Origin of the sequence: Synechocystis sp. PCC 6714 (assembly GCF_000478825.2) — a bacterium.
GTDB lineage: Bacteria > Cyanobacteriota > Cyanobacteriia > Cyanobacteriales > Microcystaceae > Synechocystis.
Genome location: NZ_CP007542.1, coordinates 278,706 through 304,189 on the forward strand (window position 1 = coordinate 278,706; position 25,484 = coordinate 304,189).

General features: G+C 48.8%; 21 protein-coding genes and 1 pseudogene. 14 read left to right on the forward strand and 8 right to left on the reverse strand.

Translation table 11 applies throughout. The annotated features are described in order from the left end of the window. Nucleotides 1-583: 583 nt before the first annotated feature. Nucleotides 584-946, forward strand: a complete 363-nt coding sequence (locus D082_RS01280; RefSeq protein WP_028946742.1) for a DUF1815 family protein — start codon at nt 584-586, stop codon at nt 944-946. Nucleotides 947-1,035: 89 nt separating this feature from the next. Here D082_RS01280 and D082_RS01285 read toward each other — a convergent pair whose 3' ends face one another. Continuing rightward, nucleotides 1,036-2,685 (reverse strand): ATP-dependent DNA helicase, encoded by a 1,650-nt coding sequence (locus tag D082_RS01285; protein ID WP_028946741.1) that lies wholly within the window; start codon nt 2,683-2,685, stop codon nt 1,036-1,038. 14 nt (nt 2,686-2,699) lie between these two features. Between D082_RS01285 and psb28 the strand changes: the two genes are divergently transcribed. The 3 genes from psb28 (at nt 2,700) to D082_RS01300 (ending at nt 7,567) form a co-directional block, all read left to right on the forward strand. Then, nucleotides 2,700-3,035, forward strand: coding sequence for a photosystem II reaction center protein Psb28 (gene psb28, locus D082_RS01290; RefSeq protein WP_028946740.1), 336 nt, complete (start codon nt 2,700-2,702; stop codon nt 3,033-3,035). Nucleotides 3,036-3,056: 21 nt separating this feature from the next. Further along, nucleotides 3,057-4,262, forward strand: a complete 1,206-nt coding sequence (locus tag D082_RS01295) for a DUF4336 domain-containing protein (protein ID WP_028946739.1) — start codon at nt 3,057-3,059, stop codon at nt 4,260-4,262. A 113-nt stretch (nt 4,263-4,375) separates the two neighbouring features. Beyond that, nucleotides 4,376-7,567 carry a glycoside hydrolase family 9 protein gene (locus D082_RS01300; RefSeq protein WP_028946738.1) on the forward strand — a complete coding sequence of 1,064 codons (3,192 nt, stop codon included), beginning with the start codon at nt 4,376-4,378 and terminating at the stop codon, nt 7,565-7,567. Between the two features lie 439 nt (nt 7,568-8,006). Here the strand turns inward: D082_RS01300 and D082_RS01305 are convergent. The 4 genes and pseudogenes from D082_RS01305 to fabG form a co-directional block, all read right to left on the reverse strand. Then, nucleotides 8,007-9,230, reverse strand: a pseudogene (locus D082_RS01305) (ABC1 kinase family protein); the annotation flags it as partial. Between the two features lie 20 nt (nt 9,231-9,250). Further along, the gene (locus tag D082_RS01310) at nt 9,251-9,757 is read right to left on the reverse strand and encodes a hypothetical protein (RefSeq protein ID WP_028946736.1); all 507 of its coding nucleotides are present in this window, start codon (nt 9,755-9,757) and stop codon (nt 9,251-9,253) included. A gap of 219 nt (nt 9,758-9,976) precedes the next feature. Beyond that, complete coding sequence (locus D082_RS01315) at nt 9,977-10,786, reverse strand: aminotransferase class IV (RefSeq protein WP_028946735.1); 810 nt, start codon at nt 10,784-10,786, stop codon at nt 9,977-9,979. Continuing rightward, complete coding sequence (gene fabG / locus D082_RS01320; protein ID WP_028946734.1) at nt 10,786-11,529, reverse strand: 3-oxoacyl-[acyl-carrier-protein] reductase; 744 nt, start codon at nt 11,527-11,529, stop codon at nt 10,786-10,788. The genes D082_RS01315 and fabG overlap by 1 nt, the downstream gene beginning before the upstream one ends. 237 nt (nt 11,530-11,766) lie before the next feature. Here fabG and tatC point away from each other — a divergent pair, with 237 nt between their 5' ends. Together tatC and D082_RS01330 are read left to right on the forward strand one after the other, a co-directional pair. Next, nucleotides 11,767-12,531: a twin-arginine translocase subunit TatC gene (gene tatC / locus D082_RS01325; protein ID WP_028946733.1), complete on the forward strand. Its 765-nt coding sequence runs from the start codon at nt 11,767-11,769 to the stop codon at nt 12,529-12,531. 53 nt (nt 12,532-12,584) lie between these two features. Next, complete coding sequence (locus D082_RS01330) at nt 12,585-13,229, forward strand: LON peptidase substrate-binding domain-containing protein (protein WP_038529851.1); 645 nt, start codon at nt 12,585-12,587, stop codon at nt 13,227-13,229. Nucleotides 13,230-13,530: 301 nt separating this feature from the next. Here D082_RS01330 and D082_RS01335 read toward each other — a convergent pair whose 3' ends face one another. After that, on the reverse strand, nt 13,531-13,905 hold the full coding sequence (locus D082_RS01335; protein WP_028946731.1) for a hypothetical protein: 375 nt from the start codon (nt 13,903-13,905) through the stop codon (nt 13,531-13,533). A 585-nt stretch (nt 13,906-14,490) separates the two neighbouring features. Here D082_RS01335 and D082_RS01340 point away from each other — a divergent pair. From D082_RS01340 to D082_RS01350, 3 genes are all read left to right on the forward strand, one after another. After that, complete coding sequence (locus D082_RS01340; protein ID WP_028946730.1) at nt 14,491-15,783, forward strand: type IV pilus twitching motility protein PilT; 1,293 nt, start codon at nt 14,491-14,493, stop codon at nt 15,781-15,783. Between the two features lie 3 nt (nt 15,784-15,786). After that, complete coding sequence (locus tag D082_RS01345; protein WP_028946729.1) at nt 15,787-16,923, forward strand: glycosyltransferase; 1,137 nt, start codon at nt 15,787-15,789, stop codon at nt 16,921-16,923. A gap of 99 nt (nt 16,924-17,022) precedes the next feature. Continuing rightward, nucleotides 17,023-17,754: a sugar transferase gene (locus D082_RS01350; protein ID WP_028946728.1), complete on the forward strand. Its 732-nt coding sequence runs from the start codon at nt 17,023-17,025 to the stop codon at nt 17,752-17,754. Between the two features lie 106 nt (nt 17,755-17,860). Here D082_RS01350 and D082_RS01355 read toward each other — a convergent pair whose 3' ends face one another. Continuing rightward, nucleotides 17,861-18,823 carry an RluA family pseudouridine synthase gene (locus D082_RS01355; protein ID WP_028946727.1) on the reverse strand — a complete coding sequence of 321 codons (963 nt, stop codon included), beginning with the start codon at nt 18,821-18,823 and terminating at the stop codon, nt 17,861-17,863. Continuing rightward, a complete protein-coding gene (locus D082_RS01360) occupies nt 18,824-19,225 on the reverse strand; it encodes a DUF2237 family protein (RefSeq protein ID WP_028946726.1) in 402 nt (133 codons plus the stop codon). A 135-nt stretch (nt 19,226-19,360) separates the two neighbouring features. Here D082_RS01360 and moeB point away from each other — a divergent pair, with 135 nt between their 5' ends. The 5 genes from moeB (at nt 19,361) to D082_RS18870 (ending at nt 25,367) form a co-directional block, all read left to right on the forward strand. Continuing rightward, nucleotides 19,361-20,533: a molybdopterin-synthase adenylyltransferase MoeB gene (moeB, locus tag D082_RS01365; protein WP_028946725.1), complete on the forward strand. Its 1,173-nt coding sequence runs from the start codon at nt 19,361-19,363 to the stop codon at nt 20,531-20,533. A 165-nt stretch (nt 20,534-20,698) separates the two neighbouring features. Beyond that, nucleotides 20,699-22,708, forward strand: coding sequence for a M48 family metalloprotease (locus tag D082_RS01370; protein ID WP_028946724.1), 2,010 nt, complete (start codon nt 20,699-20,701; stop codon nt 22,706-22,708). Nucleotides 22,709-22,845: 137 nt separating this feature from the next. Then, nucleotides 22,846-24,249, forward strand: a complete 1,404-nt coding sequence (locus tag D082_RS01375) for a hypothetical protein (protein ID WP_051738907.1) — start codon at nt 22,846-22,848, stop codon at nt 24,247-24,249. Between the two features lie 270 nt (nt 24,250-24,519). Continuing rightward, nucleotides 24,520-24,879 carry an IS630 transposase-related protein gene (locus D082_RS18865; protein WP_038529857.1) on the forward strand — a complete coding sequence of 120 codons (360 nt, stop codon included), beginning with the start codon at nt 24,520-24,522 and terminating at the stop codon, nt 24,877-24,879. Nucleotides 24,880-24,956: 77 nt separating this feature from the next. Beyond that, nucleotides 24,957-25,367: a transposase gene (locus D082_RS18870; RefSeq protein ID WP_238546747.1), complete on the forward strand. Its 411-nt coding sequence runs from the start codon at nt 24,957-24,959 to the stop codon at nt 25,365-25,367. Nucleotides 25,368-25,484: the final 117 nt, after the last annotated feature.

Below are 25,484 nucleotides of genomic sequence, written 5' to 3' on the forward strand. Positions count from 1 at the left end.
AAGGCTTCCACCAGTCAAAAAAGCCGATTTTCAAGAAATGCTAACTTAAAGTTGAACCCCAAATCCTTTTCCTGCGTCCTCCAGCCTAGATTGTGAAATTTTCCTAAAATTCTTCAACTAGCACAATCCCTAGCCCAGTAAGGTTCTCGGCTTCTAATAAAATCCAGTCAATCTTTTCTAACGGCTCCCAGCCTAACGAAGTTAAGAGTTGTACAGAAGCCATCCCCCTTTCGATAACCACGCTAAGATTACGGAGGATTGGCTGAAAGCCCAGGTTTAGAGGTGAGTTCCGTATTTGTGTCCGACAAACATCACCTCTGAAAGAGTGTTTTAAAAGCCCCCCCTGCCCCCAAGTTTGGGGGAAAACTAAGACTTGCAAACACGCTCTGAGTGGTTTTTCCCTCTCTAATCTGACCCTGTAATTGGTTCTTGCATCGTCCATTTAGGCAACCCTGGTTAACCGCCATTGGTTTCCTAGTCAGGGTCCCCGGACCGTCATTAATTAGCCTTTCCGGACAAGGCCTCTGTGAAAATCTTAAAAAAGTATTAAGATTTTAAAAGCTAGCTTATTTTCGGAGGAAATGTGTTTACTCGACTTGCCCAGCAACACCGCGATTTCGTTAAGGATTTAGTCATGAGCCTGAGGGCCCTAGCCACTGTGCTCGAAAATCGGGGCTTCATTGCTTCTTGCTACACCTGTGGTGACCAACTCAACAGTGCTTCCTTCATGGTGAGCCTGGGGGAAAATCATCTCATTCGCTTTTTGGTATCGGACTATGGCATTACCTGGACAGAAATGCGGGATGACAGGGAATTGATGAAGTTAGAAGGCGCCGAGGCGATCGCCCAATTGGAAGAGTTGGCCAACGTAGTCAAATACTCCCTAGCCGATGCTCCCAAAAACAGCCGTAAAAAGCGGAAAAATGCCCAGCTACAATTGGTCTAGAAGCGGGGGATGGACCCCTTTACCCCATCCATAATTGCTGACTAGCCTAGTTGTGGTTGGATAATGACTAAACGGTAATTAGACGGTAATTAGTTGGTGGCTGAATGCACCCCATTGATGACCTTGGGCAAATGGTGGGGATCAAAATAGTTAGTTTTGCCGTAGGGCGCTAGGGCTTTGAGTACCTCCCGGCCGTAACTGCGGGAATTAACCCGGTCGTCAAGGATCGCCAACCATCCGCCGGATTCCCTGAGGGGTAACACTGCCTGTTGTAAATCCTTTAACGCTACCGGTAGTAGATAATCCCGGAACCAGTCTTGATGATGGCGTTTGTGGTGCTGTACCCGTTTAGCTACTAAGGGATTCTCCAAAGAAGGAATGGGCAAAGTGCCCAAAATGAGCAAGGCCGGCGGGGGAAACTGTTCCCGTTGAGCACACCAGTATTGCCAACCTGCCACCAAAATGCCTGGAGCTAAGCTAGGAGAGGGTTCCACTTTCACTCCGGAACCAAATTTAGCCGCTAATTGACTGCCTAGTTGGGCTTTTAAGGGTAAATCATCAAGCAAAATCACCACAAACGTGTCCGGTTGCACCGCCATAATTTCCGTCAAAATCCGTTCGATTTCCGTCAGCAAAGTGGTTTGGAAAGCGGGGGTGTTGGGCAAAGGGAGGCGATCGGGCTGGTAAATAGTCAATCCGTCTTGCAGGCGGTGGGGCGAAAATTTTAGACAAAGTAAATCCCCTAGACCCAGGGTTTTGCAATAGGTGGGGGCGGTTTTTTCCGCGTCTAAAAAACTACCAATGAGCACAAAAGCCGCCTGGTTTTCCCCAACGAAATCCCCTTGCCCTTGATCGGAATTTTGCCAAATGTTTGCCAGCCAGGGTTGTACGTTAACTGGGCTGACGTGGAGACTAATTTTCCCCTGTTGTCGATTCACCTCTGCCCAAAGGAGGTGATTGTCTGTTTGTTCTTGCCAAAATTGCCAAAACCGCTGAATTTTCCGAATATTTTCTTGCTTAATAGCATTTTCACCTTGACTAATCGTTAACTGTTCCGTTACAGCCTGATTCAAATCCTGTAGTTCTTCCCCATCCAGGGGATAAAAACCGTGGGGATTGACGGGGCGGGCAAAAAGGGACTGACTGAGCCGACTCCAATGGGTCAGCGCTTTATCTTGACTCTGGGGCGTTTGGGCAAATAGGGGTTGGAGGGTGCCCCAATCTAAATGGTGGGAAAGAAAATCCCTCGTCCAATCCTCTAGATATTCCACCTGCTCGATCGCCGTGAGGGCAGGGGATGGCTGGCAAGCTCGGGCTAAACTTTCCCGTAACCATTGGGCCGGGGTGATAATAGCGGGCCAGATAATACGCAATTTAGGATCATTGCCCTTTAGATCCTTTTCTAAGGCCGGGAGAATGGTATGCTCCAAATCCTGCTTACGCTTGGCGGTGGTGACCAAACGGATGGGCTGATCACTGAGCAGACAGGGCAACAGGTAACTGGGGCCATAGGTGGGGGGCAAACAACCAGTCTGAATCAAGGCCGATCGCCGCAGTCGCAGGGCCCGGGACACCAAACGGCCCATGGTCAACGCATGGGGCCAGGGGGGGATGGCTTGTTGGCGCTGTTGGGCTTTGAGCAGATGGTGAACTTGGGTTTCGAGTAGTCCCATGGGGGTGTTTTTTCGGCCACTACCGGGATCTATGCCATGATGGAAAGTTAACGCAATTAATGTCATTAAGGTAAAAAAGCATGGCTGAAATTCAGTTTTCCAAAGGAGTTGCAGAAACCGTTGTCCCAGAAGTTCGCCTCAGCAAGTCTAAAAATGGACAATCTGGCATGGCTAAATTTTATTTCTTGGAACCGACAATTCTAGCGAAAGAAAGCACCGATGATATTACGGGCATGTATTTAATCGACGATGAAGGGGAAATTATCACCAGGGAAGTGAAGGGCAAATTTATCAATGGCCGCCCCACGGCGATCGAGGCCACGGTGATTCTCAACACCCAACCGGAATGGGACCGCTTTATGCGCTTTATGGAACGCTACGGCGAGGAAAATGGCTTAGGTTTCTCCAAATCTTAAATAATTTCCTGATTATTTCCGGTGGCGATGCGGCATTCCTTCTCCCAAGCTTCCCAGCCTAGCCAGACGTGGCCTTACTGGTATCTGGTGCCCATTTATCCCTACCGCCAAAGGCGGACTTTACTACGGGAAGTGGTGCCGGACACCATTTGGGTACTGGAACAGGTACAGGGAATTTTCTACGTAGTGGTGCCCATCCGCATGACAGTGGTGCGCTTAAATACAGGGGGATTATTAATTTACTCTCCCATTGCCCCGACGGAGGAATGTGTAAAACTGCTGGGGCAATTAACGGCGAAGTATGGCCCGGTTAAGTATATTATTTTGCCCACCATTTCCGGGCTAGAACATAAGGCTAATGTGGCTCCCCTAGCCCGCCGCTTTCCAGAGGCAACGGTGTATGTGGCCCCAGGGCAATGGAGTTTTCCCCTTAATTTACCCCTGAGTTGGCTAGGCTTTCCCGGCGATCGTACTAAAGTTTTACCTGCTGACAGTGCCGAAACTCCCTTTGCTGGGGAATTTGATTACGCTTACCTCGGGCCATTGGATTTACGGCTGGGAAAATTTGGTGAAGTGGCCTTTTTCCATTGGCCTAGCCATAGTTTGTTGGTGACAGATACTCTGCTGGTGTTATCGGAAAATCCGCCCTCGGTGTTGGAGTTAGACCCTACTCCCCTGCTGTTCCATGCTAGGGATAATGCCACAGATAAAGTGGAAAATACTTTGGTTAATCGGGCCAAGGGTTGGCAACGAATTTGTTTATTTTCCCTCTATTTCCAAGCTAGTACCCTGGAAGTGCCCCAATGGGGACAGGTGTGGCAAGAAGCACAGCAAGTCAGCGATCGCCGTCGGGAAAATTATTTTGGTTTGTATCCATTCCGTTGGCGCGGGGATTGGCAGAACACATTTCAAACCCTGTGGGGAGATGGAAAAGTTCAGGTAGCACCCATTTTGCAAGAGTTAATTCTCAATCGAGAACCAGAAACAGTTTGGCAATGGGGGGAAAAAATCACAAGTTGGCCGATAGAAAAATTAATCCCTTGTCACTTTTCTGCCCCAGTGATTACCAATGGCGAACAAATACTTCAGGCCTTTAGTTTTTTGCAAAAATCCTCCTCCCCCAATGATTTATTGCCCCAAGAGGATCGACGAATTCTACAACGGATTGATCAATTCCTAGTGCGCTGGCGCATCACTCCTCCCCGGGCGGGCAAAAGTTTGCATTAAAAAACTAAGCAATGGGGCACTGCACTGGATGTAAAAAACCCTCCACTTGAAGGGTTTAGATTTCCGAAAATTGTTGCTTAAGTTGTAAAAGTTCCCTTTAAACGCCCCTCGCCATGAACAGTATCCTATCCCCCCTTAGTGTTACAGTCGGTGGTTCCCTCTGGTGGAACGGTTTCACCGCCGACCTGACCATTACCAATACCTCCAGTAGTGCCCTCAGCAATTGGACCTATACCTTCGACACGGCCCATAAAATTTCCGGTAATCCCTGGGGGGCTACCTTTACCAGCGTGGATTTAGGCAATGGCATTACCCGCTACACCCTCACCGGGGCCGGTTGGGCTTCAAGCATTCCCCCCGGCGGTTCTGTCACCATCGGCTTTAACGGCTCCCAAGGAACGGCGATCGGTAACAGTGGCTCTTTAACCTCTGCCCTACTATTCACTAACGCTGGGGGCAATACCGGGGGCACTGGGGGAGAACATCACCATCCCGATCCTGATCCAGTTGTCGATCCAGATCCTATAACGCCCACGGATCCAGTGGTGGAACCTAATCCTGGCATCGGTAGGGTATTTGCCATTAATCCTGCGGCCGCCGATATTATCGGTTTTAATCCTGCGCTGGATAGATTAGATTTTGGCGATGTGTCGGTCCATAACCTGATCGTCGGTAAAACGAGCACAGGGGAAGTGGCCATAATTAATCCCTGGGCCTGGACTCCTGAGTTTCAGATTATCCGGGGAGTTAGCTTTGATGATCTGACGGCGGCCAATTTTGGCATTGTGCAAAACGAGCATCTGCGCCAGGATGTTGGCGGGGTACTGAGTTGGGAATTAGGATTGGGGCCCAGAAATAGTAATACGGTTTATGTCCGTTCCCATGAGTATGGGGTGCAGGAAAGGATTGAAAATTTTAACCCCGCCACCATGAAGTTAAGCTTTCTCTACTACGGTACTAGGGAAAGACTGACCGTCAGCGATACGGCGGAAGGTTTATTGATTTCCACCCAACCCACGGGGCAAAGTTTATTGTTGGTGGGGGTGACCCGCAGCCAATTAATCCCGGCTAACTTGGAATTTCACCATGACCAGGTGGTGGAAGACCGATTGGAAGACGCTTTTGGGGTCACTGTCGCTCAAGTTACCATCGTCAGTCGTAATGGTTTAGCTACTCCCCAGGGGCCAGCGGGGCAAATTACCGATGGGCATCAGAGTCGGCCGGGTAACGGCTTAACCCTCATTGGTGGTGGGGAATTTAGCGGCGGGGCCGGGGGTCATGGCAGTGGCGATGATCACGGTCACCATGACCACGGTGGAGGTATGGGGGGAGGTACTACCGATCCTCCTGTTACCGATCCGGATCCAGTTACTCCACCCCCCACTGATCCCGTTTCTCCGACTAGTCCTTTTACCGTCACTGTAGGGGGCAATCGTTGGTGGAATGGTTTTACGGCGGAATTAACTGTCACCAATATTTCCAATACACGCCTCAATAGTTGGAGTTTTACCTTCGATACGGTCCATAAAATTTCCGGTAGTCCCTGGGGAGCGACTGTTCAGGGTACAGACTTAAGTGGAGGCATTACCCGTTATGTGGTCACTGGCAGTGAATGGGCGGCGGCCATTGCCCCCGGGGATTTTGTCAAAGTTGGCTTTAATGGTACCCAAGGAACGGCGATCGCCAATGAGGGAGCATTAACTGCTGATCTGCTTTTCCTTGGTGGTGGTATTGTCGGCCAACCCGGTGCTGGTGGTAATACCGGGGGCACTCCCACTAATCCTAATCCCCCCACTGACCCGATTAACCCTGACCCCGATCCCGTTGATCCGCCGGCGATCACCAATGGGGACCACAATTACGGCGAAGCGTTACAAAAATCCTTCCTGTTTTACGAAGCAAACCGTTCTGGGAATTTGGATGAAGCCACTAAACGGATTGACTGGCGGGGGGATTCCGGTTTGAGGGACGGCCGAGATGGCATCTATTTTGGTGGGCAAAACAGCGGTAATTTGCAAACAGGTCTAAGCCTGGATTTAACCGGCGGCTACCACGATGCGGGGGACCACGGCAAATTTGGCTTGCCCCTCGCTTCTACTTTGGCTACCCTGGCCTGGGGCGGCGTGGAATTCAGCAACGGTTATCAAACCAGTGGCCAAATGGATGATCTTCTCGCAACCATACGGTGGGGGACAGATTATTTGCTCAAAGCCCATGTCACTAACGCCAATGGGGAAACCGTATTTTTTGTCGCCCAGGTGGGTAATGCGTCGGCGGATCATTCCCTCTGGAGTGCCCCGGAAACTCAAACCATTGCTCGGCCCGCCATGGCGGTTACCCCCAACAAACCCGGCTCCGATGTAGCGGCGGGATCGGCGGCGGCCCTGGCAGCGGCCTCCATTCTCTTTCGGGAGGCGGGGGATTTTGCCTATGCCGATGAATTATTAGTTAATGCCCAATCCCTCTACCGTTTTGCGGACACCTACCGGGGTAAATATTCCGACTCCATTCCCGAAGTGCGGAACTATTACAATTCCTGGAGTGGCTATGAAGATGAGTTGGCTTACGGGGCGGCATGGTTATCCCGGGCGGTCAACAGTGCGGGGGGCGACGGCTCTGCTTACCTCCAAAAAGCCCTAAATATTTACAACAGTGACATCGGCGGTCTGAGTCGGGGGTGGACCCACAATTGGGACGATGCCTCCTATGGTGTGGCCGTGATGTTAGCCCAAGACACCGGCAACCAAGCCATTAAGCAGGATGTTACCCGTTGGCTAGATGCGTGGGTCAATGGCACCGATGGCGTGCAAATTACCGATGGTGGTTTGCGGTTTATTAGCCAATGGGGTTCTCTCCGCTATGCGGCCAATACGGCCATGTTGGCGGCGGTCTATTCAGACGGTCTAACCGATCCCACCGGTAAGTATGCCCAGTTAGCCCAGGATACGGTGGACTACATTTTGGGCAGTAATCCCCGCAATGCCAGTTATATGGTGGGCTATGGCAATGATTCTCCCCAACAACCCCACCATCGGGCCGCTTCTGGAGTCGGCTGGGACGGGTTCCGCAACGGTTTACCCAATGAGCATATTTTATTCGGTGCTTTGGTGGGGGGCCCTACTTCTGCCAATGATTTTAGTTATAACGATCGCCGGGATGATTACGTTAGCAATGAAGTGGCGATCGACTACAACGCCGGTTTGACTGGGGCTTTGGCTTGGTCCGTGGAACAGTTTGGTGGTAATCCCCTCACAGCGGCCCAATTAAATGCCCTACCAGGAATCTCTGTCCCCCAAGGGAACTAGCAGACCGAGTTGGCAATCATTTCAACCTTCCCGATCGCAGAATGCTAATTACCAACCAAAAGCCAATGACCGTAGCGGCGACAAAAAGGATATTGGCAATCAGGGTTAACTGCTGATCATTGCCGGTGGAAAGGATTGCCGCCCCCATAATTAAAGAACCCAAAACAACGCTAAAAGAGAGACGGTTGGCGGATTTATCAATGGTGCGACGTAGGGGCTCTAACCCTTCGATGCGGACATTCCATTGCAGGGTTTCCGTGGTCAGGCGATCGAGCAAAACGTCCATCTGCCTGGGGGTTTTGAGGGACACAGCTTTAAGATCTAACACTGTTCTTAATGCTGTTTGTAAGGGGTTAGTGCCAAACAGTTGTCGACGGAAAAGATCGGTAATGAGGGGATTAATCTCGGTGAATAAATTTAACTCCGGATTAAATTGCCTTCCTGCTCCTTCTAAGTTAGCTAAACATTTGGCATACAGCCCTAAACAGGCCGGTACTTTGAGTTTATTAACCCTAGCAATGCGGAGAAATTCATAGACTACTTCACTAAAGTTGAATTCCGACAAACTCAAGTCGTAATATTTCCGCAACATCCGCTCATAATCCACTTCCAACCGTTGCATATTAATATGGCCCACCGATTCCGACAGTTCCACGGTTAATTGGGCACAACGTTTGGCATCTAAATCGACGATCGCCAACAGCATTTCCGTTAACAATTGCCGGGTGCGGGGGTCAAGACGGCCCACCATGCCACAATCAATCAGAGCTAAACGGCCATCTGCTAAGTAAAAAATGTTGCCGGGGTGGGGATCGGCGTGGAAAAAACCGTCCAGGTAAAGTTGCTGAAAAAAGGCCCGGAATAAAAGGGTGGTAATCTCTTTTTTTCGTTCGGTAATATCTTTGCCATTGGCAGGCTGACTCAAATCAGCGGCCAAAATTGGCACCCCATCGAGCCATTCCAACACGAGAAATTTTTGGTTAGTTAACTCCCAATAAACCTTCGGAATTACTAATTGATTGGGATCAAACCAGGTGGTTTTAGCCAGATTTTTCCGCAAAATATCGGTGTATGCCGCTTCAGTGTCGAAATTTAATTCTGCTTTAACGGTTTGGGTAAATTCATCGGCAAGTTTAACAATGTCGTAATTCTGACCAAATTCCGTCAGGGCCAATAATTCGGCCACATCTTTGATTAGCAAACTATCCTGCTCCACAATCACATCAATGCCGGGCCGCTTAACTTTAATGGCAACGGTTTCTCCGCTTTGCAAAACTGCTCGATGGATTTGACCAATGGAACCAGCGGCAATGGGAGCCGGTTGAATTTCTTGAAACGTTTCCCCCAGAGGTTGGGGAAATTCCCTTTGCAACAAATCTTCGATCGCCGACCAGGGCAGGGGAGGCACATTGGATTGAAGGGCGGTGAGGGCGTTGATGTAGCGGGGGGGTAAAAGATCCGGGCGGGTACTGAGCAATTGCCCCAGCTTGATATAAAACGGCCCCAACTCGACGAGGATTTTAGTGAGAACTTCCGGTGTCGGAATTTGTGGTTCTCCTACTTTCCCCAGGGTTAAGAGGCCGTTCATGTAGTCCCAGCCATTGCTGAGTAGAATTTTGATGATCTCGCCACGGCGATCGCCGGCTTGAGGTAGGGCAAACATTAAGATCCACTAAAAGTTGGTCAATGGCGCACTGCTCCCTGGTAAGACCAGCGTAGGAGAGTTAGTCCCAGCGCCAATTTAACCAATTCTAGCCCCCAATAGAGCCAGTGGAGGGGCATCATGGTCGCAGGCATTTCCCCGGTGCTGGTAAAACTCGCCATATCAAAGCCCAAATCGGTGATGGCTGGAGTCAGAATATAGGTGTAAGCAATGGCGATCGCCAACAGAATAATGGCTAAAATTCGACTAAATCGTTGTCCTGGAGGGGAGAAAAATCCCTGTTGATGAAGTAAAAAGCAACCGGACACCACTAGGCCCGCAAATAATAGTTCTAAGTGGTTAAAAATGGAAAATAGCAAATGTCCAGCACTGATAAAGCCCGGTTCGGCCATCATACCAGCGGCCGAAAGACTAGGGACTACCAGTAAATCCACCACTAAGCTGCCGGTGAGCCACATGGCCAAACTGCCCATAACCAGCAGGGGCCAATCCACCATGGGGATAGTTAATTTAGCGGTACGGTTCATAAATCACCTCACTCTGTTTTCAGAGCTAAATTTGAATCGAATTAATGCAATCAGGTAAAACTAAAATAATTAGGCAAAAATTGCCCGAAAAATAATTGCTGATATCTTCATTATTGGCAGGCTATTCAGCCTCTAGGAAATAATTGAGATGGATCTTTACAGAATCGGAGTGAATGGCCACTTTTTGTAATTTTTGTTTACGTTAGCTGGGCCAAAGGTTCACCGTTGGATTGTCCAATAACTAGCCAATAATTCATACTCCAGACTCTGGGCGGAAGCAAAATTTAACCATGGTTGCCCTTCCTCCCCCACCTGCTTGATGGGAACAACCTCTACTCCGCTGTTGCTGTAGGCTAAACCCTGAAAAGTTTTTACTAAACTCTTTGACCAACGATCGCCGTGGATGGTCAAACCCTTCTCCTCCAACCATGTCCTTAAATGCTGGAGGGTAATGCCCGGTAATTGTTGTCCTGTTAAAGGGGGCGTAAAAAATTCTCCATCCCGCCAGCCCCAGAGGTTACCTGTGGCCGTTTCCAACCAATGGCCGTTAATATCGGTCAAAATCGCTTCCTGGGCGCTATTTTCCTGGGCAATACGTTGGGCCAACCAAGGGGCCAAATAATTCCCTGTTTTCAATTCTGCTAGGGAGCGTTGGTAACGACCAGGGGGCATCAGCCAAGCATTAATACCTAATTGTTGTCTTTGTTGCAAATCCTCAGCCAATTCCCGCCCCGTAATTAACACCTGACCCGAAGGAAAACAGGTAATGCGTAAAACTGGGCTTTTTCTGCCCAACTCCCTAGCTGCTGACTCGACTTGTTGCCAATGCGGTGTTGGCCAATGGAGAGATTGCAAACTTTGCCGGAGGCGATCGCCATGGTCGGCCCAGTGGGTGAGGGGATGGTCAAGGCACTGTTGGTAAACCCGCAAAGTGGTAAACACCGTGGCTCCATACAGTAACCCCGGCTCATTAATCGGTAATTGGATTATCTCCTGCTCAAACCATTGCCCGTCCCACCAGTACACCATTAGAACATCACCATCCCGCCGTCTACATTGAAGGTTTGCCCAGTAATATAAGCCGCCGCCGGGTCCGTAGCCAAAAAGCGAATGGTACCAGCCACCTCCTCCGGTTGGCCGTAGCGAGCCAAGGGAATAAATTGCAGAATTGGCTCTGCATTCAGGTTTTCGGTCATATCTGTGGCGATAAAGCCCGGGGCTACAGCATTGACAGTTACCCCCCGACTGGCCAATTCCTTGGCAACGGTTTTAGTAAAACCAATTACCCCCGCCTTAGCGGCGCTGTAGTTAGCCTGCCCTGGATTACCCATCATCCCTGCCACAGAAGTGATGTTGATAATGCGGCCACTTTTTTGTTTGAGCATTAACTTGGATACCGCTTTAGTGCAGAGGAAGACCCCCGTTAAATTCAGGTCAATGACCGCCTGCCAATCTTCCAGCTTCATCCGTAACAGGAGGGTATCCCTGGTAATCCCCGCATTGTTTATCAACACATCAATGCGGCCAAATTTGTCCAGGGTGGCTTTCACCAGTTGATCCACTTCATCACTGTTAGCCACATTGGCCTGCACGGCGATCGCCTCTCCCCCCTTATCAACAATTTCCGCCACCACAGCATCGGCGGCCGTACTGGATTGGGCATAATTTACCACCACTTTCATCCCCGTGGCGGCCAGGGCCAAAGCCGTCGCTTTACCAATGCCCCGGGAAGCTCCCGTTACCAATGCCACCTGTTCCGTCAATGCCGTCATAAATTGTTCTCCTATGGGACATAATCAAAAGCCCATTAGAGCCTATTTCTCAAGAAAAAGTAAAGAAAACACAATGGAGCAATTATGGTAGGACACAAGACCGAAGAGGGCAAGAAACCTCGGATCAAAAGTGGGGAGAGCATCAACAGCCGAGTCTCCGAATCAACTCCCATTCCTCGCAATCAGTGCCGGGAGAATGTCAGAATAGGGGCAACTTGTTTTCCATGACCTGAAACCATGTCGACCCAGCTAGACAACATTGCCCCTCCGGAAGCTTCCCCTGATTATTTGGACGAAGTACCCAATGACATGGAAATGTCTTTGTTCGATCACCTTGACGAACTGAGAACCCGCATTTTTTTGTCTTTGGGGGCAGTATTAATTGGGGTGGTGGCATGCTTCATCTTTGTTAAACCCCTAGTGCAATGGCTCCAGGTGCCAGCAGGTACAGTCAAGTTTCTGCAACTCTCCCCAGGGGAATTCTTTTTCGTCTCCGTCAAAGTAGCAGGCTACAGCGGTATTTTAGTGGTAAGTCCCTTCATTCTTTACCAAATTATCCAATTTGTTCTGCCTGGTTTAACCCGTCGGGAGCGGCGACTTTTAGGCCCTGTGGTGCTGGGGTCGAGTGTGCTTTTTTTCACCGGATTAGGCTTTGCCTACTATGCCCTCATCCCCGCCGCCCTTAAGTTTTTTGTCAGCTATGGGGCAGATGTGGTCGAACAACTGTGGTCCATAGATAAATATTTCGAGTTTGTGCTCCTACTAATGTTCAGCACGGGGCTAGCTTTTCAAATTCCCATTATTCAAATCGTTCTCGGTTTTTTAGGCATTGTCTCCTCTGAGCAGATGTTTAAGGGATGGCGGTTTGTCATTTTGGGGGCGATGGTGCTGGGGGCAGTTCTTACTCCTTCCACTGATCCCCTGACCCAATCTCTGTTAGCGGGAGCAGTTCTAGGGCTTTACTTTGGCGGCATCGGTTGCGTCCGCTTACTGGGTAAATAGCTCCCAATCCTTTATGATTTGAAGTACGTTGCTTAACATTACGAAATATTAAGATGACATCCTCCGTTGCGATTAGGGAACTTCCTATTTTTCCACTGCCTGAAGTTGTGCTCTTTCCTGGGCGACCTTTGCCCCTGCACATCTTTGAGTACCGCTATCGGATGATGATGAATACCATCTTGGAAGATGACCGCCGTTTTGGGGTGTTGATGATCGATCCCAGTACCGGGGAAATTTCCGACGTGGGTTGCTGTGCGGAAGTGTTGCGCTACCAACGGTTACCGGATGACCGCATGAAGGTTTTAACCCTAGGGCAACAAAGGTTTCGGGTGCTGGAATATGTGCGGGAAAAACCGTATCGGGTCGGTTTAGTGGAATGGATTGACGATAAGTATACAGGGCAAGACCTCCATGGTTTGGCCAAGGAAGTCGATCGCCTGTTGCATGACGTGGTTAATCTATCAGCTAAGTTGACGGATCAAAACTTGGAATTGCCCGATGATTTGCCCGTGCTACCGGTGGAACTATCCTATTGGGTAGCAGGCAATCTCTATGGTGTGGCTAGTGAGCAACAGAGCTTGCTGGAATTACAGGATACCGCTGAACGATTGCAACGGGAAGCAGAAATTCTCATGTCCACCCGTAATCATCTCGCTGCCCGTACAGCCCTCAAGGATGTTTTGGGCACAGAAAGTTGAACCATCCTAGGAATTTGGACATTGATTTTTTTATGTCAGAAAATTTAATGACAAATCCGTTTTTGATGGCATCATCAAGGGGACATTGAGGACAATGTATAGACATCTTTGTAAAAGTTCATTAGCCAATATTTTCTATAATTTCATATCACTATCTAATTGAAACCCTCAAATAACTAACCCCGACTTGGGCATGGGTGGCTTCAGACGGGGTTGATAAGAACAGGCAAGAGTTAAACAAAAGCGTTTTGGCTTTGGAAAAGCTGAGAATTAGATTAAACAAAAGATCGGCAAAAACTAATCACTGAATGAGACTGCAGGTTAATGGGCAGGATGCAAACATGGGTTTATGAATTAAATTAGTCTCCCCATGGAGCCAACTCAGCCAACGTACTTCTTGGGGATGAATCCCTTTGAGGGTTAGGGTTGCGGCCCCGGACAGCACCAACAAAATAGTCCCCCCCAGCAGACTACTAGCCACTAGTAGAACGGCACTCATGGGCAAAACTGACTGTAACACCACCGTTGCCAAAACCCCCACAGTGGCAACTACAAAGACCAGCGGGAAACCAACTACCAATAGGCAAACTAACAAGGTGAAAGTCCACACGGAAAAACTCTTCATTAGGACGAGCATATAGCTCATTCCTACTCCTTCCCTTGACGAAAGCTCCATAACTATTAACTCCAACAACAACAATCGGGTGAGGCAGACCCTAACCAGCGGTGCCCAAATCCAAGGCTCCTCCTGAGGGGGCTGTTGAGTCCAGTATAGGCAATCGTCCAGAGAAACTGAGATTTCTTTATAATTATTTACATTCAATCGTTGATATTTAGCGATTATTTTTACAGGCGATCGCCGGCTGTTGAACTGTAAATATCTGTCTTAACTGCTTTTATCTAGGTTTAAGGGCTGATTCCATAGTGAATTTCCCATTTAACTCTGATCCCCAAATTTCTGTTTTTGGTAGAGCAAAGCAAATGGAAAAGCTGATTAATAGCAGACTCAGTTAATTTTACATTTGTTAATAATTTGTCCCTTGAATCTCATTAACGACCCAGGGGCAAACTTGGGAAACGAATGCGTCGTTTTGTTAAACAACTGACGAAAAATAGAAAAAAGTCTTTAACCTATTAGGTAATATCCCCATTGAATTTGACCGGTTATATTCGTTGCTGCAGGCTGTATTCTCTCTATCTGCATCAAAGGTTTACCGGGGGTTAGCTGTGCCACAAGTGCAAAATCCGGTGAAAAAATCCCATGAACCAACCTCCCCGCCCCTCTGTCCCCCCATTGCCTCCGCTCCCTAATAATCCCGCCGGGCGACCTGCGCCTTCCATCCGCCAGGAGAGTATGGCCCCAGAAACGCAGTTTATCCCCGCCCCCCCCAGCATTGGCCAGCCCCAACCGCAACATCGTCCCCCTACGACCACTAGTAATTTACCCACCAGTCCACCAGCGCCAAGCCATGCCAACCTAGGGCGATCGCCAGGGCAACCAAGTCTGGAGGAGTTGATTCGCAATGCCTTTGACCAAGGTTTTTCCGACGTTCATTTGGGGATAGGGGAAGTGCCTCGCATGCGGGATCGGGGAGAAATGGTGCCCCTCCGCTATGAACCAACGGACCAGCAAACCTTTATGAGTTGGCTACGGGAAATTCTCACTGAGGATGAAATCCAACGGTTCAAACGGGAACTCGAATTTGACGGAGCAAAACAGTACGATTTTGCCAGGATTCGGATTAATGTGTTGGAGAGCTTGTTAGGCTCCGCCATGGTGCTGAGGTTAATTCCCCTAAAGATTTTGACCCTGGAACAGTTACGGTTGCCGGACATTCTCCGGACGGTGTCCAATTCCCACAAAGGATTAATTCTGGTAACGGGGCCCACCGGTTCCGGTAAATCCACCACTATGGCTGCCATGGTGGACTACATCAACAAGGAGCACGCCAAACACATTATTTCCATTGAGGATCCGATTGAATTTGTGCACCAAAGTCGCCGATCATTGATTCGCCAAAGGGAAGTGGGCATGCACACCCTGGAATTTGATAACGCCCTCAAAGCTTCTTTACGGGAAGACCCGGACATCATCCTGATCGGGGAAATGCGGGACCGGAGCACGGTCAATACTGCCCTCAAAGCCGCCCAAACCGGTCACTTAGTCATGGGCACTCTCCACACCAACAGCGCCATTAAAACCCTGGAAAGGATTTTGACCCTCTACACGGCGGAGGAACAACCGGCCATGCGGACGGCGATCGCCGAATCGTTAGTTGCCATCATCGCCCAAGGTTTGTGTCGTACTACTGATGGGAAACGGGCCGGCTTCCATGACATTCTCATCAATACAGAAACGGTGAAGGATTACATTCGCCAAGGAAAGTACGATGAAATTGCTGAATTGATGGAAGATGGGGAGTACGACGGTATGATAACTGCAAACCAATCCTTGTTTAACCTTTATCAGGAGGGGCGTATCACCGAGGAAGTAGCGTTGGAAATGGCTCCGGTACGAAATGAAATGGCCATGCGACTGCGGGGCAGAACCTAAGAGATGAAGTACGCTTTGGTCCATGAGTGGTTGACCCCAAAGGCCACGGGGGGCTCGGAATTGGTGGTGCAGGAGATTTTGCGCCATGTAACGGCGGATCTCTATGCGCTGATTGATTTCGAGTCCACTAATCCCGACAGCTACCTCTATGGCCGTTCCATCGGTACCACCTTTTTGCAACATTTTCCCCAGGCGAAACAGGGAGTGCAAAAATATTTGCCCCTTTTGCCCCTGGCGATCGAGCAATTGGACTTGGGGCAGTATGATGTCATCCTTTCCTCTTCCCATGCGGTGGCTAAGGGTGTGTTGACGGCTCCCCACCAAGTTCATATCTGTTATTGCCATACCCCCATGCGCTATGCCTGGGATTTAACCTTCGATTATTTAAAAGAAAGCAACATGGGTAGGGGACTGCCGGGGATGTTAACCCGTTACCTGCTCCATCAACTGCGGCAATGGGATGTGATTTCCGCCAATCGAGTGGATTACTTTTTGGCCAATTCCCAGCACACGGCCCGGCGTATTTGGCGTTGTTACCGGCGATCGGCCGATGTGGTCTATCCTCCGGTGAATTTAGACCGTTTTACCTACCAAGAAAAAAAAGATGATTTTTTCCTGACAGTCTGCCGTTTGGTCAGCTATAAGCAGGTAAAACTAATTGTTCAGGCTTTTAACAAGTTGCAATTGCCCTTGGTGGTGATTGGTGAAGGTCCTGATTTACCGCTCCTGCAGGAATTAGCCAAACCTAACGTGCAAATCCTCGGCTCCCAACCCAATGCAGTGGTGGAGGATTATATGGCCCGGGCTAAGGCCTTTGTTTACGGAGCCTGTGAAGATTTTGGCATTGCTTTGGTGGAAGCCCAGGCCTGTGGCACCCCAGTAATTGCCTTTGGCCGTGGGGGAGCATTGGAAACCGTAGTGGATTACAAAAAAAATCCCCAAACTGCCACCGGGCTTTGGTTTGATCAACAAACGGTGGAGTGTTTGGTGCAAGCGGTGGAAACTTTTTCTAACCTTAGCCATCACATAAGTCCAGAGAACTGTTTCCTGCAAGCAAACCGTTTTTCTTCTAGAATATTTCAAACGTCATATCTGGCGTTGCTGGAAAAATACTGTCATCAGGTTCCTCATCGGACTTAGTGGCGGTGGGAGTCCTCAGTTATTTAGCAAAGAATCGTAACAATTGTCGATTCAGGCTTTATGATTAGGACGATATGGTGTGATGTGTGATGGAGTACGATGACTGCTAATAGCTCACCGATCTCTGTAAAAGCCCTCCGTGCTTTGATGAGACGCGGATTTTATCCAACGGTCTCTCCGAGAAGGTATCAAGGTTCCCGCTCCAGTTCCCTCACCGGAACCGTGGCCAAAAGGGTATTCGATATCTGTTTCTCCCTGTCGGTACTGGTTCTCTGTTCCCCCCTCTATCTGGCGATCGCCCTAATGATTGCGGTCAGTTCCCCGGGGCCTATTTTCTACGTCCAAGAAAGGGTGGGGCGCAAGTTTAAAAGATTTAAATGCATCAAATTTCGCACCATGGTTACCAATGCCGACGAGGTATTGGAAAAGCTCATGGCGGGCTGTCCCCAAACCCGGGAAGAATTTGAGAAGAACTTCAAACTCCGCAATGATCCCCGCATCACCTGGATTGGCAAGTTTTTGCGCCTGACCAGTCTGGATGAGTTTCCTCAGTTTTGGAACGTGCTCAAGGGCGATATGAGCTTAGTTGGTCCCCGCCCCCTGGTGCCGGATGAGTTGCACAAGTACGGACGACAGATTAACCAAGTTTTGAGCATTAAGCCGGGGCTGACTGGGCTGTGGCAGGTTTCTGGCCGCAACGATATTCCCTACCCTGAGCGGGTGCAAATTGATGTTTATTACGTCTATTACCGCACCATGACACTGGATTTGCTCATCATCGCTAAAACCCTGGGCGTGATGCTGTTTCCCAATAACAACGGGGCTTATTAGTTTGCCACCCAAAAGATCTAGCTCTAATAATGCCTGGGATTTCGAGGGCTAGTTTGGGATGTTACTTTCGGCCCGGGCTGGATGCAATGCCACTGTCCTTAACACGTCAAGGCATTCTCTGTCGCAGATAGGTCAATAACTTTTCAAAATGGGCTGGCATGGGGGCGATCGCCGTAATTGTTTCCCCGCTCACCGGATGAATGAGGGAAAGCTGGTGGGCATGGAGCGCCTGGCCGGGAAGATTGACATTGAGACTGCCGGGGGAAGTATAGAGATTATCTCCCACCAAAGGATGACCCATTTGTTTGCTGTGTACCCGAATTTGATGGGTGCGGCCCGTTTCTAACTGAAATTCTAACCAACTGTGGTTACCAATCCGCTCCAAGAGTTGCCAATGGGTGACTGCTTCCCGCCCCCCTTTTTCCAAGGGGACAATGCCCATTTTCTGGCGATCGCCGGGGTGACGACCAATGGGTAAATTGACTGTGCCCTGCAACTCTTTCGGTGCGCCGTAAACAACTCCCCAATAAAGACGGCGGGCGGTTTTGGCTTTTAATTGGGCCTGTAAACTTTGCAGAGCCAACTCTGTTTTGGCCACGACCATAGCTCCAGTGGTATCTTTGTCCAAACGGTGGACAATGCCCGGCCTTTGCACGCCGCCAATGCCGGCTAAATCGGGACAATGGGCCAACAAAGCATTAACCACTGTGCCGTCGGGATGACCAGGGCCAGGATGCACCACCAGCCCCGCCGGTTTGTTGATAATAATTAGTTGCTCATCTTCATACAAAATATCCAACGGAATGGCCTGGGCCACCACATCCAGAGGAACCAACTCAGGAATATTGACCACCAGGCGATCGCCAGTTTTGAGGATTAACTTTTTATCCTGACAAACTAACCCGTTCCTTTGCACCTGTCCCGACTCAATTAATTTCTGACAGCGGGAACGGGAAAACTCTGGTAACTGTTCCGCCAACCATTTATCCAGGCGATCGCCATTGTCATTAACAATCAACCCCTGATAGGGATCCAAATCCGTAACCTCTTCAATAATTTGCTCAACCATTTATTCTTCCGGGGTAAATTGTCCGGGCAACGCATGGGGAATCAACGCATCCAAGCTGATCACTTCCAAGGCAGAAACATGGGTGGCATTCAAATCCACCAACGGAGCCATACCCGCATCCTTTGCTTCCTGCCAGCGGGCCGCACATAAACACCATTTGTCCCCTGGTTTTAACCCCGGAAATTGGTAGGCCGGTTGGGGCGTGGAAAGATCGTTGCCCCGGGCCTTGGAAAACTGCAAAAATTCCGCCGTCACCTGGGCACAAACCACATGGCGGCCGAAATCCGTTGGCCCCGTTTGGCAATAACCATTGCGGTAAAACCCCGTCAAAGGCGACTTACAGCAACATTTAAGGTCACCGCCCAACACGTTCTTATCCCGGGAATCCTGGAGAGTAGTCATCTTGTTTAAGCAAAAATAAGAATTCCATTTAACAATCTTCACACCAAAACCATGGTAGCGCCGCCGCCAAAAAGACTAAAATGATAGGTTCGTTGCGGCAATAGTCCCGACGATGATTTTCCGTGAACAACAGCAATGCTTAACCCAAACCTAGCAGAGATTGAACTCTCCCAAGACGATTACCAAAGGTATTCCCGCCACATTATTCTGCCGGAGGTGGGTCTCGATGGCCAAAAACGCATCAAGGCCGCCAGTGTACTCTGCATTGGTTCCGGGGGTCTAGGTTCCCCACTGCTACTCTATCTAGCGGCGGCGGGGGTAGGACGCATCGGTTTGGTGGATTTTGATATTGTTGACACTTCCAACCTGCAACGGCAGATTATCCACAGTACTTCCTGGGTGGGCAAGCCCAAAATCGAGTCGGCCAAGCACAGCATTCTGGAAATTAATCCTTTCTGTCAGGTGGATCTCTACGAAACCCAGATTTCTTCTGCCAATGCGTTGGAGATTATTGAACCCTACGACATTGTTATTGACGGTACGGACAATTTTCCCACCCGTTATCTAACCAACGATGCCTGTGTGCTGTTGAATAAACCCAACGTTTACGGCTCCATTTTCCGTTTTGAAGGGCAAGCCACAGTATTTAATTATCAGGGCGGTCCCAACTATCGAGATCTGTATCCCGAACCCCCGCCGCCGGGTATGGTTCCTTCCTGTGCTGAAGGGGGAGTTCTCGGTGTTTTGCCGGGCATTGTCGGCACGATCCAAGCAACGGAAGCATTGAAGATTATTTTGGGAGCCCCCAACACCCTCAGCGGTCGTCTGCTGCTGTTCAACGCTTGGGAAATGAAATTCCGGGAATTGAAACTGCGCCCTAATCCTGAGAGGCCGGTCATTGAAAAGTTAATTGATTATGACCAATTCTGCGGTATTCCCCAAGCTAAAGCCGCGGAAGCTGCCGATGCCCAAGCTTTGCCGGAAATGAGTGTTACCGAGCTAAAAGCTTTACTGGATAGTGATGCCAATGATTACGTTCTGATTGATGTCCGCAATCCCAATGAGTATGATATTGCCCGCATTCCAGGGGCAGTGTTAATTCCCTTACCGGACATTGAAGAAGGCCCCGGGGTGGAGAAAGTGCGGGAATTGGTCAACGGTCACCGCCTCATTGCCCATTGTAAACTGGGGGGACGTTCTGCTAAGGCACTGACTATCCTCAAGCAAGCTGGCATTGAAGGCATCAATGTTAAGGGGGGTATCACTGCTTGGAGTCGGGAAGTGGATCCCAGCGTGACCGAATACTAGGTCTATTTTGCTGTATTTGCAGCCGAAAGGGGGATAAAGCAAAGAGTTGAAACGAAAATTGAGCAAAATGGTCTTCCATAGCTCATATTGGGGGTGGGACAAAACAAATTTTGCCCACATAACCGATGTTGGCTTCTCTGTTCTCGTTTCTCCGCTTTTGACCCCATGAATCCCCATGAAATTGCCCTTACCCTACAAAAAGGACTCAAGGCCCTACAAAATCAGCAATATGAACTGGCGATCGAAGCTCTAGAAATGGTTTGTCGCCAGGTGCCTAACCAGAAATCACCGGAATTTCTCAAAGCCCAAATGGCGCTGGTCCGTGCTTACCGAGCTTTAGGTAAATTTAACCAATCTCGGGAATTATGCGAATACTTAACCCAGCATCCCAACCTAGAGGTACAAAATTGGGCCAAGACAATGATGCTGATGCTCCTTAAACAGGAAAATGGGAGTGAAGGGGAAGCGGATGAGGATGTGCTCTCCACTGATTTAAAGGCCGGCCGGGCGGAAAATAATCGGGTTAAGGTGGCCCTACCTAGGGTTGCGGATAGTTTGCCATTTATTTTTGGGACTGGTTTATTTATTCCTCTATTGACCACATCTGTGCTCTTTATCCCCTTAGTGTGGTGGTTAGTGGGGCAACCATGGCAAAACATTTTGCTAATCAGTCTAGGGCTGGGGATTTTGGTCAATTGTCTGGCCTTGTTTTACAGCACCCCTGTCATAGATTTAATTAATCGACGTATTTACGGCACTGAATGGGTAAACCTAGGGGCAGTGCAGAAGTACAGTCCGGAGGCGGGGGAACTGATGTTGCGGGTGGCCCGAGCTCAAACTTTCCCCATTCCCAAATTAGGCATTATTCCCGATAATCGTCCGGTTATGTTTACCTACGGCGTGCAGCAAAAAAACACACGCATTGTAATTAGCCAGGGAATTTTTCGTTACCTAAGTGCGGAGGAGATTGCCACCCTGTTTGGCCATGAGTTAGCCCATATTGTTCGTTGGGATTGTGCCCTGTTGACCTGTATGGCGGGATGGGGTCAATTGTTCTATTGGTGGTACTGTGAATTGCAAACACTCCGGAGCTCTTGGCCGGCGATCGCCAAAATTTTGATTGCTCCCTTGGTTTGGGTTTGTTTGGCCGTGTTTCGTTTTAATCAGATGGCCAACCGTTACTTAGCTAGAACCAGGGAATATTACGCCGACCATTTTGCCGTCAACTACACGGGTAATCCCAATGCCTTAATCCGAGCTTTAGTTAAAATGACCAGGGCCTTAGTGAAGCAGGAAAGACAAGCGGAGAGACCGGCTTTGTTTTTAGAGGGCATGCGTAATTTTGCCAACTACGATGCCTATACTGCGGCGGCTTGTGAACGGGGAGAAAGATTTGACCCAAGGATGGTGGGCAATTTGCTCCTCTGGGATTGGGGTAGTCCCTGGCGGGGCATTATTACGGGCTGTAGTTCCCATCCCCTTTTGGGCAAACGACTCCAGGTATTGAGCCATTATGCTGAACAGCTAGACCTGGATACGGAATATAATCTTGTGCTCAGCCGTCGGCAAATTTCCCTGGAAGAAGCAAAAAAAAGAACTTTCTCGTTTTACTTGGAAGTGTTTATTTGGCTATTGCCCATCTGGTGTGCTTTGGCGTTAGGGTGGTGGACTCAACAGGAAAACCCTATTTTTAAACTACATCTGCACCAAGCCATATTGATAGGCCTAGGGGCAGGCATTTTACTCCGCACCACCTGGCAGAGTTTGGGGCAAAGAAAAGTGGCCGCCCCCACCGTGCTGAGTCTGCTTAGCGATCCCAATTTAAGCCCTATTTGGGGAACTCAAGTAAATTGGCAAGGCAAGTTGCGTTTGGTGCAGGCCAGCATTTGGAGAGCTCCCAGATTATATTTCCATGACCGCACTGGGGTAATTCCGGTACGCTACCCTGGCTGGACTCGATTGTTACCGCCCTTCCGTTCCCTCCGGATCCGCCTAGAGGCGATCGCCTTGGGACCAGTAAAAGTCAGCGGCATGGTGGTGCGGGGTTTATCGCCTCAATTGCAAATTGTCACTGTAACCAATGAAGGGGACGAAATGTTGATTGGCTATCCCCTATTTCTGTCCTGGACAGGGGGGGGACTATTGCTTTTACTGGGTATTCTGCTCAAGGGTTAAACCCCATTGTGGGCTTTGGCCAATGGCGAGAACGGAACTAACCCCTAACCATCCCCAGTCAAGGGAACTGATTCGGTTGGCATTGGATCCTGTGTCACAGTTTCCAGTTAGTTTTTGCATTGCAAGGAGAAATTAAGTTGCGTTTTGCTTCCATTTTGGCCCTGGCTCTCCCCCTTAATCTAGTGGCCACTGCCCTTACTGCTGCCCCTTTAACTAATGGGGAATGTTTACTTTTGGCCCAGGCAAGTCAACGGAGAAATATTGGTTCCGTCGGCGCACCGGGCGCTAGGGGTCAAGACGGCCAGGATGGAACCGACACCGACAACCTGACAGTTTTTAGCGATGGTTCTCCCATGACCTTGAATTTAGCTGGTAGGGATGGGGCACCAGGAACTCCGGGTGGAGAGGGTTCCCCAGCTAATTGCCCTGCCCTGGACACTAGTCAAAGGCAAGATATACAAATGGCCAATGGCAGTGACGGTGGGGATGGGGGCAATGGTGGCAATGGTGGTAATGGCGGCTCCATCACCATTTACACCCGTAATCTCAATAGCCTGAATCAAATTTTTGTCGGGGCCGCTGGGGGTAAAGGGGGGACTCCTGGGGTGGGGGGAGCTGGGGGCAAAGCCTGCCAATGTAGCCAACCCTATTGGACAGTGGAAAATTGTTCGGGTCGTCCGGGGGATAGTGGTTACCGTTGCTCCACTGAAGAATTCCGTTGTTTCAATGGTCTGAATGGCCGAGAAGGGCGATCGGGCATTGCCGGGCAAGATGGTTTACCTGGACGTTTGACGGTGCTCAATTTAGACCGGCCTTTGGAACCGGATCGTCCCGGCACCGCGGTCAGCTTAGATGTACTGAAAAATCAGGGCTTCAATCTTTCTAAAAACATTTGGGAAACCCGCACTGGAGCGGCTCAGTTGTTAGCGCCTGGTTCCGTCATTGCCGATGAATATTTAGTTTTGTTAGACCGCATAGAAAGATCTTTTCTGGTGGTGTGGAATGCGCCCCAACCCTTTGAGCGTTTTGCCAACACCAATGTGAGTTTAACTTTAACGGAAGATAACCAAATTGCGGCGGAATTACCGAGCAATTTATGGCTAGAAGGCACTACTCAACAGAGAAATAATGTTACCGAATTTGTTGTTTATAATGCTATGTGGGAAGGGGATGCCACCAGTTTAGGGCGCTTAACGTTGTCGGGCAGTGGTGATAATTTACAACTTTCTTTGGTGGATGAAGCTAACCAATCCAATTTAATGGCCACTAAATTCAAATTAAGGTATAGAATTACCAACGAAGATCCTCGTTTTCGTCCTCCTTCCACTTACAGTTTGCGCTATGAAGGTGAAATTGAGGACGATTTAGTAACCATTAACGGCAATGAATTTACAATTAATATTGGTCAATTGCCTATTCCTCCCAAGGATTTACAGCCAGGCACAGGGGTAGAAATTGAATTGATGGCAGAAAGAACTTTTTCTGGCAATACCGCTGAGCAAAAGTTAACTATCCGGGATTTAATTCGGGGCAGAAATTAAGAGGGTGTCTGCGAAGTTTTAGTTTTCCCTAAAGCGACAGCGATAACGGGGGATTTTGGGGATTCCCCCCCAAGTTGGGGAGAACAAATAAAAATTTATCAATATCACTAGGGTGTACTCATTTAACGCAAACGAGATCTAAAGAAAATTGTATTGGTTACACTAAACCTTTCTCTGCTATAGTTGATTTATAGCCAACTGAAATAAGAGTGGGGCGGAAAGTGTGTATAATGCTATATTATAAATAATGACTAAACTAATAAGCAACTTATGGCATACGATCTAGATTTACGACTAAGAGTAATAAGTTTTCTAGAAGAAGGGAATGGTGTAACGAAGGCATCAAAAATATTTAAGGTAGGTAGAGAGACAATTTATAGATGGTTAAGCCGGGAAAATCTGGCACCAACGAAGGTAAAGAACCGGCGTCGGAAGATAGATATAAAAGAGCTGGAGAAAGATGTGATGGAAAATCCAGATATGCCGATGAAAGAGAGAGCAAAGAAATTCGGTGTAACTGCTAGCGCACTGTCATATAGATTTAAAGAAATGGGAATTACGAGAAAAAAAAACAGTTACTATATAAAGAAAGAGATGAAGAAAAAAGAGCAGAATATCAAAAAATCCTGAAAGAGCTAATTCTAATTTATGGGGTTGCAAGCCTTGTATTCATAGATGAAGCTGGTTTTGAGGAGTTTGCCTCTTCAGTGTACGGATGGTCAAAAAGAGGAGAGAGAGTATATGGGGAAAGGCAAGGAAAAAGAGGAAAGAAAGAAAACCTTGTGGCAGGTAGAAGAAAAAACAAAAAAGACCTGATAGCACCGATGCTATTTAGTGGAAGTTTAAACGCCGAAGGTTTTGAAGGATGGCTTGAATTATACCTGATACCTGCATTAACAATTCCATCGGTATTAATTATGGATAATGCGCCTATTCATAGAAAGAGTAGGATTAGAAAAATAGTAGAAGAGGCAGGACATACAGTTTTGTTTTTACCTACCTACTCGCCAGATCTTAATGACATAGAGCATGATTTTAGTGCATTGAAAAGAGCAAGAACATACGCCTCTCCAGGTGTAAGCATAGATGAAATTATTCGTAACTACTGTGTAGCATAGTGTCACATAGTTAATTTAACTAGCTATAATTGAAAGTAAGACTCTGATCAGGGCTAAAAGCGTCTTTGGTAAAGACTTTGGTCGTCTCAATCTTACTTTGATTGACTATAAGCTAGT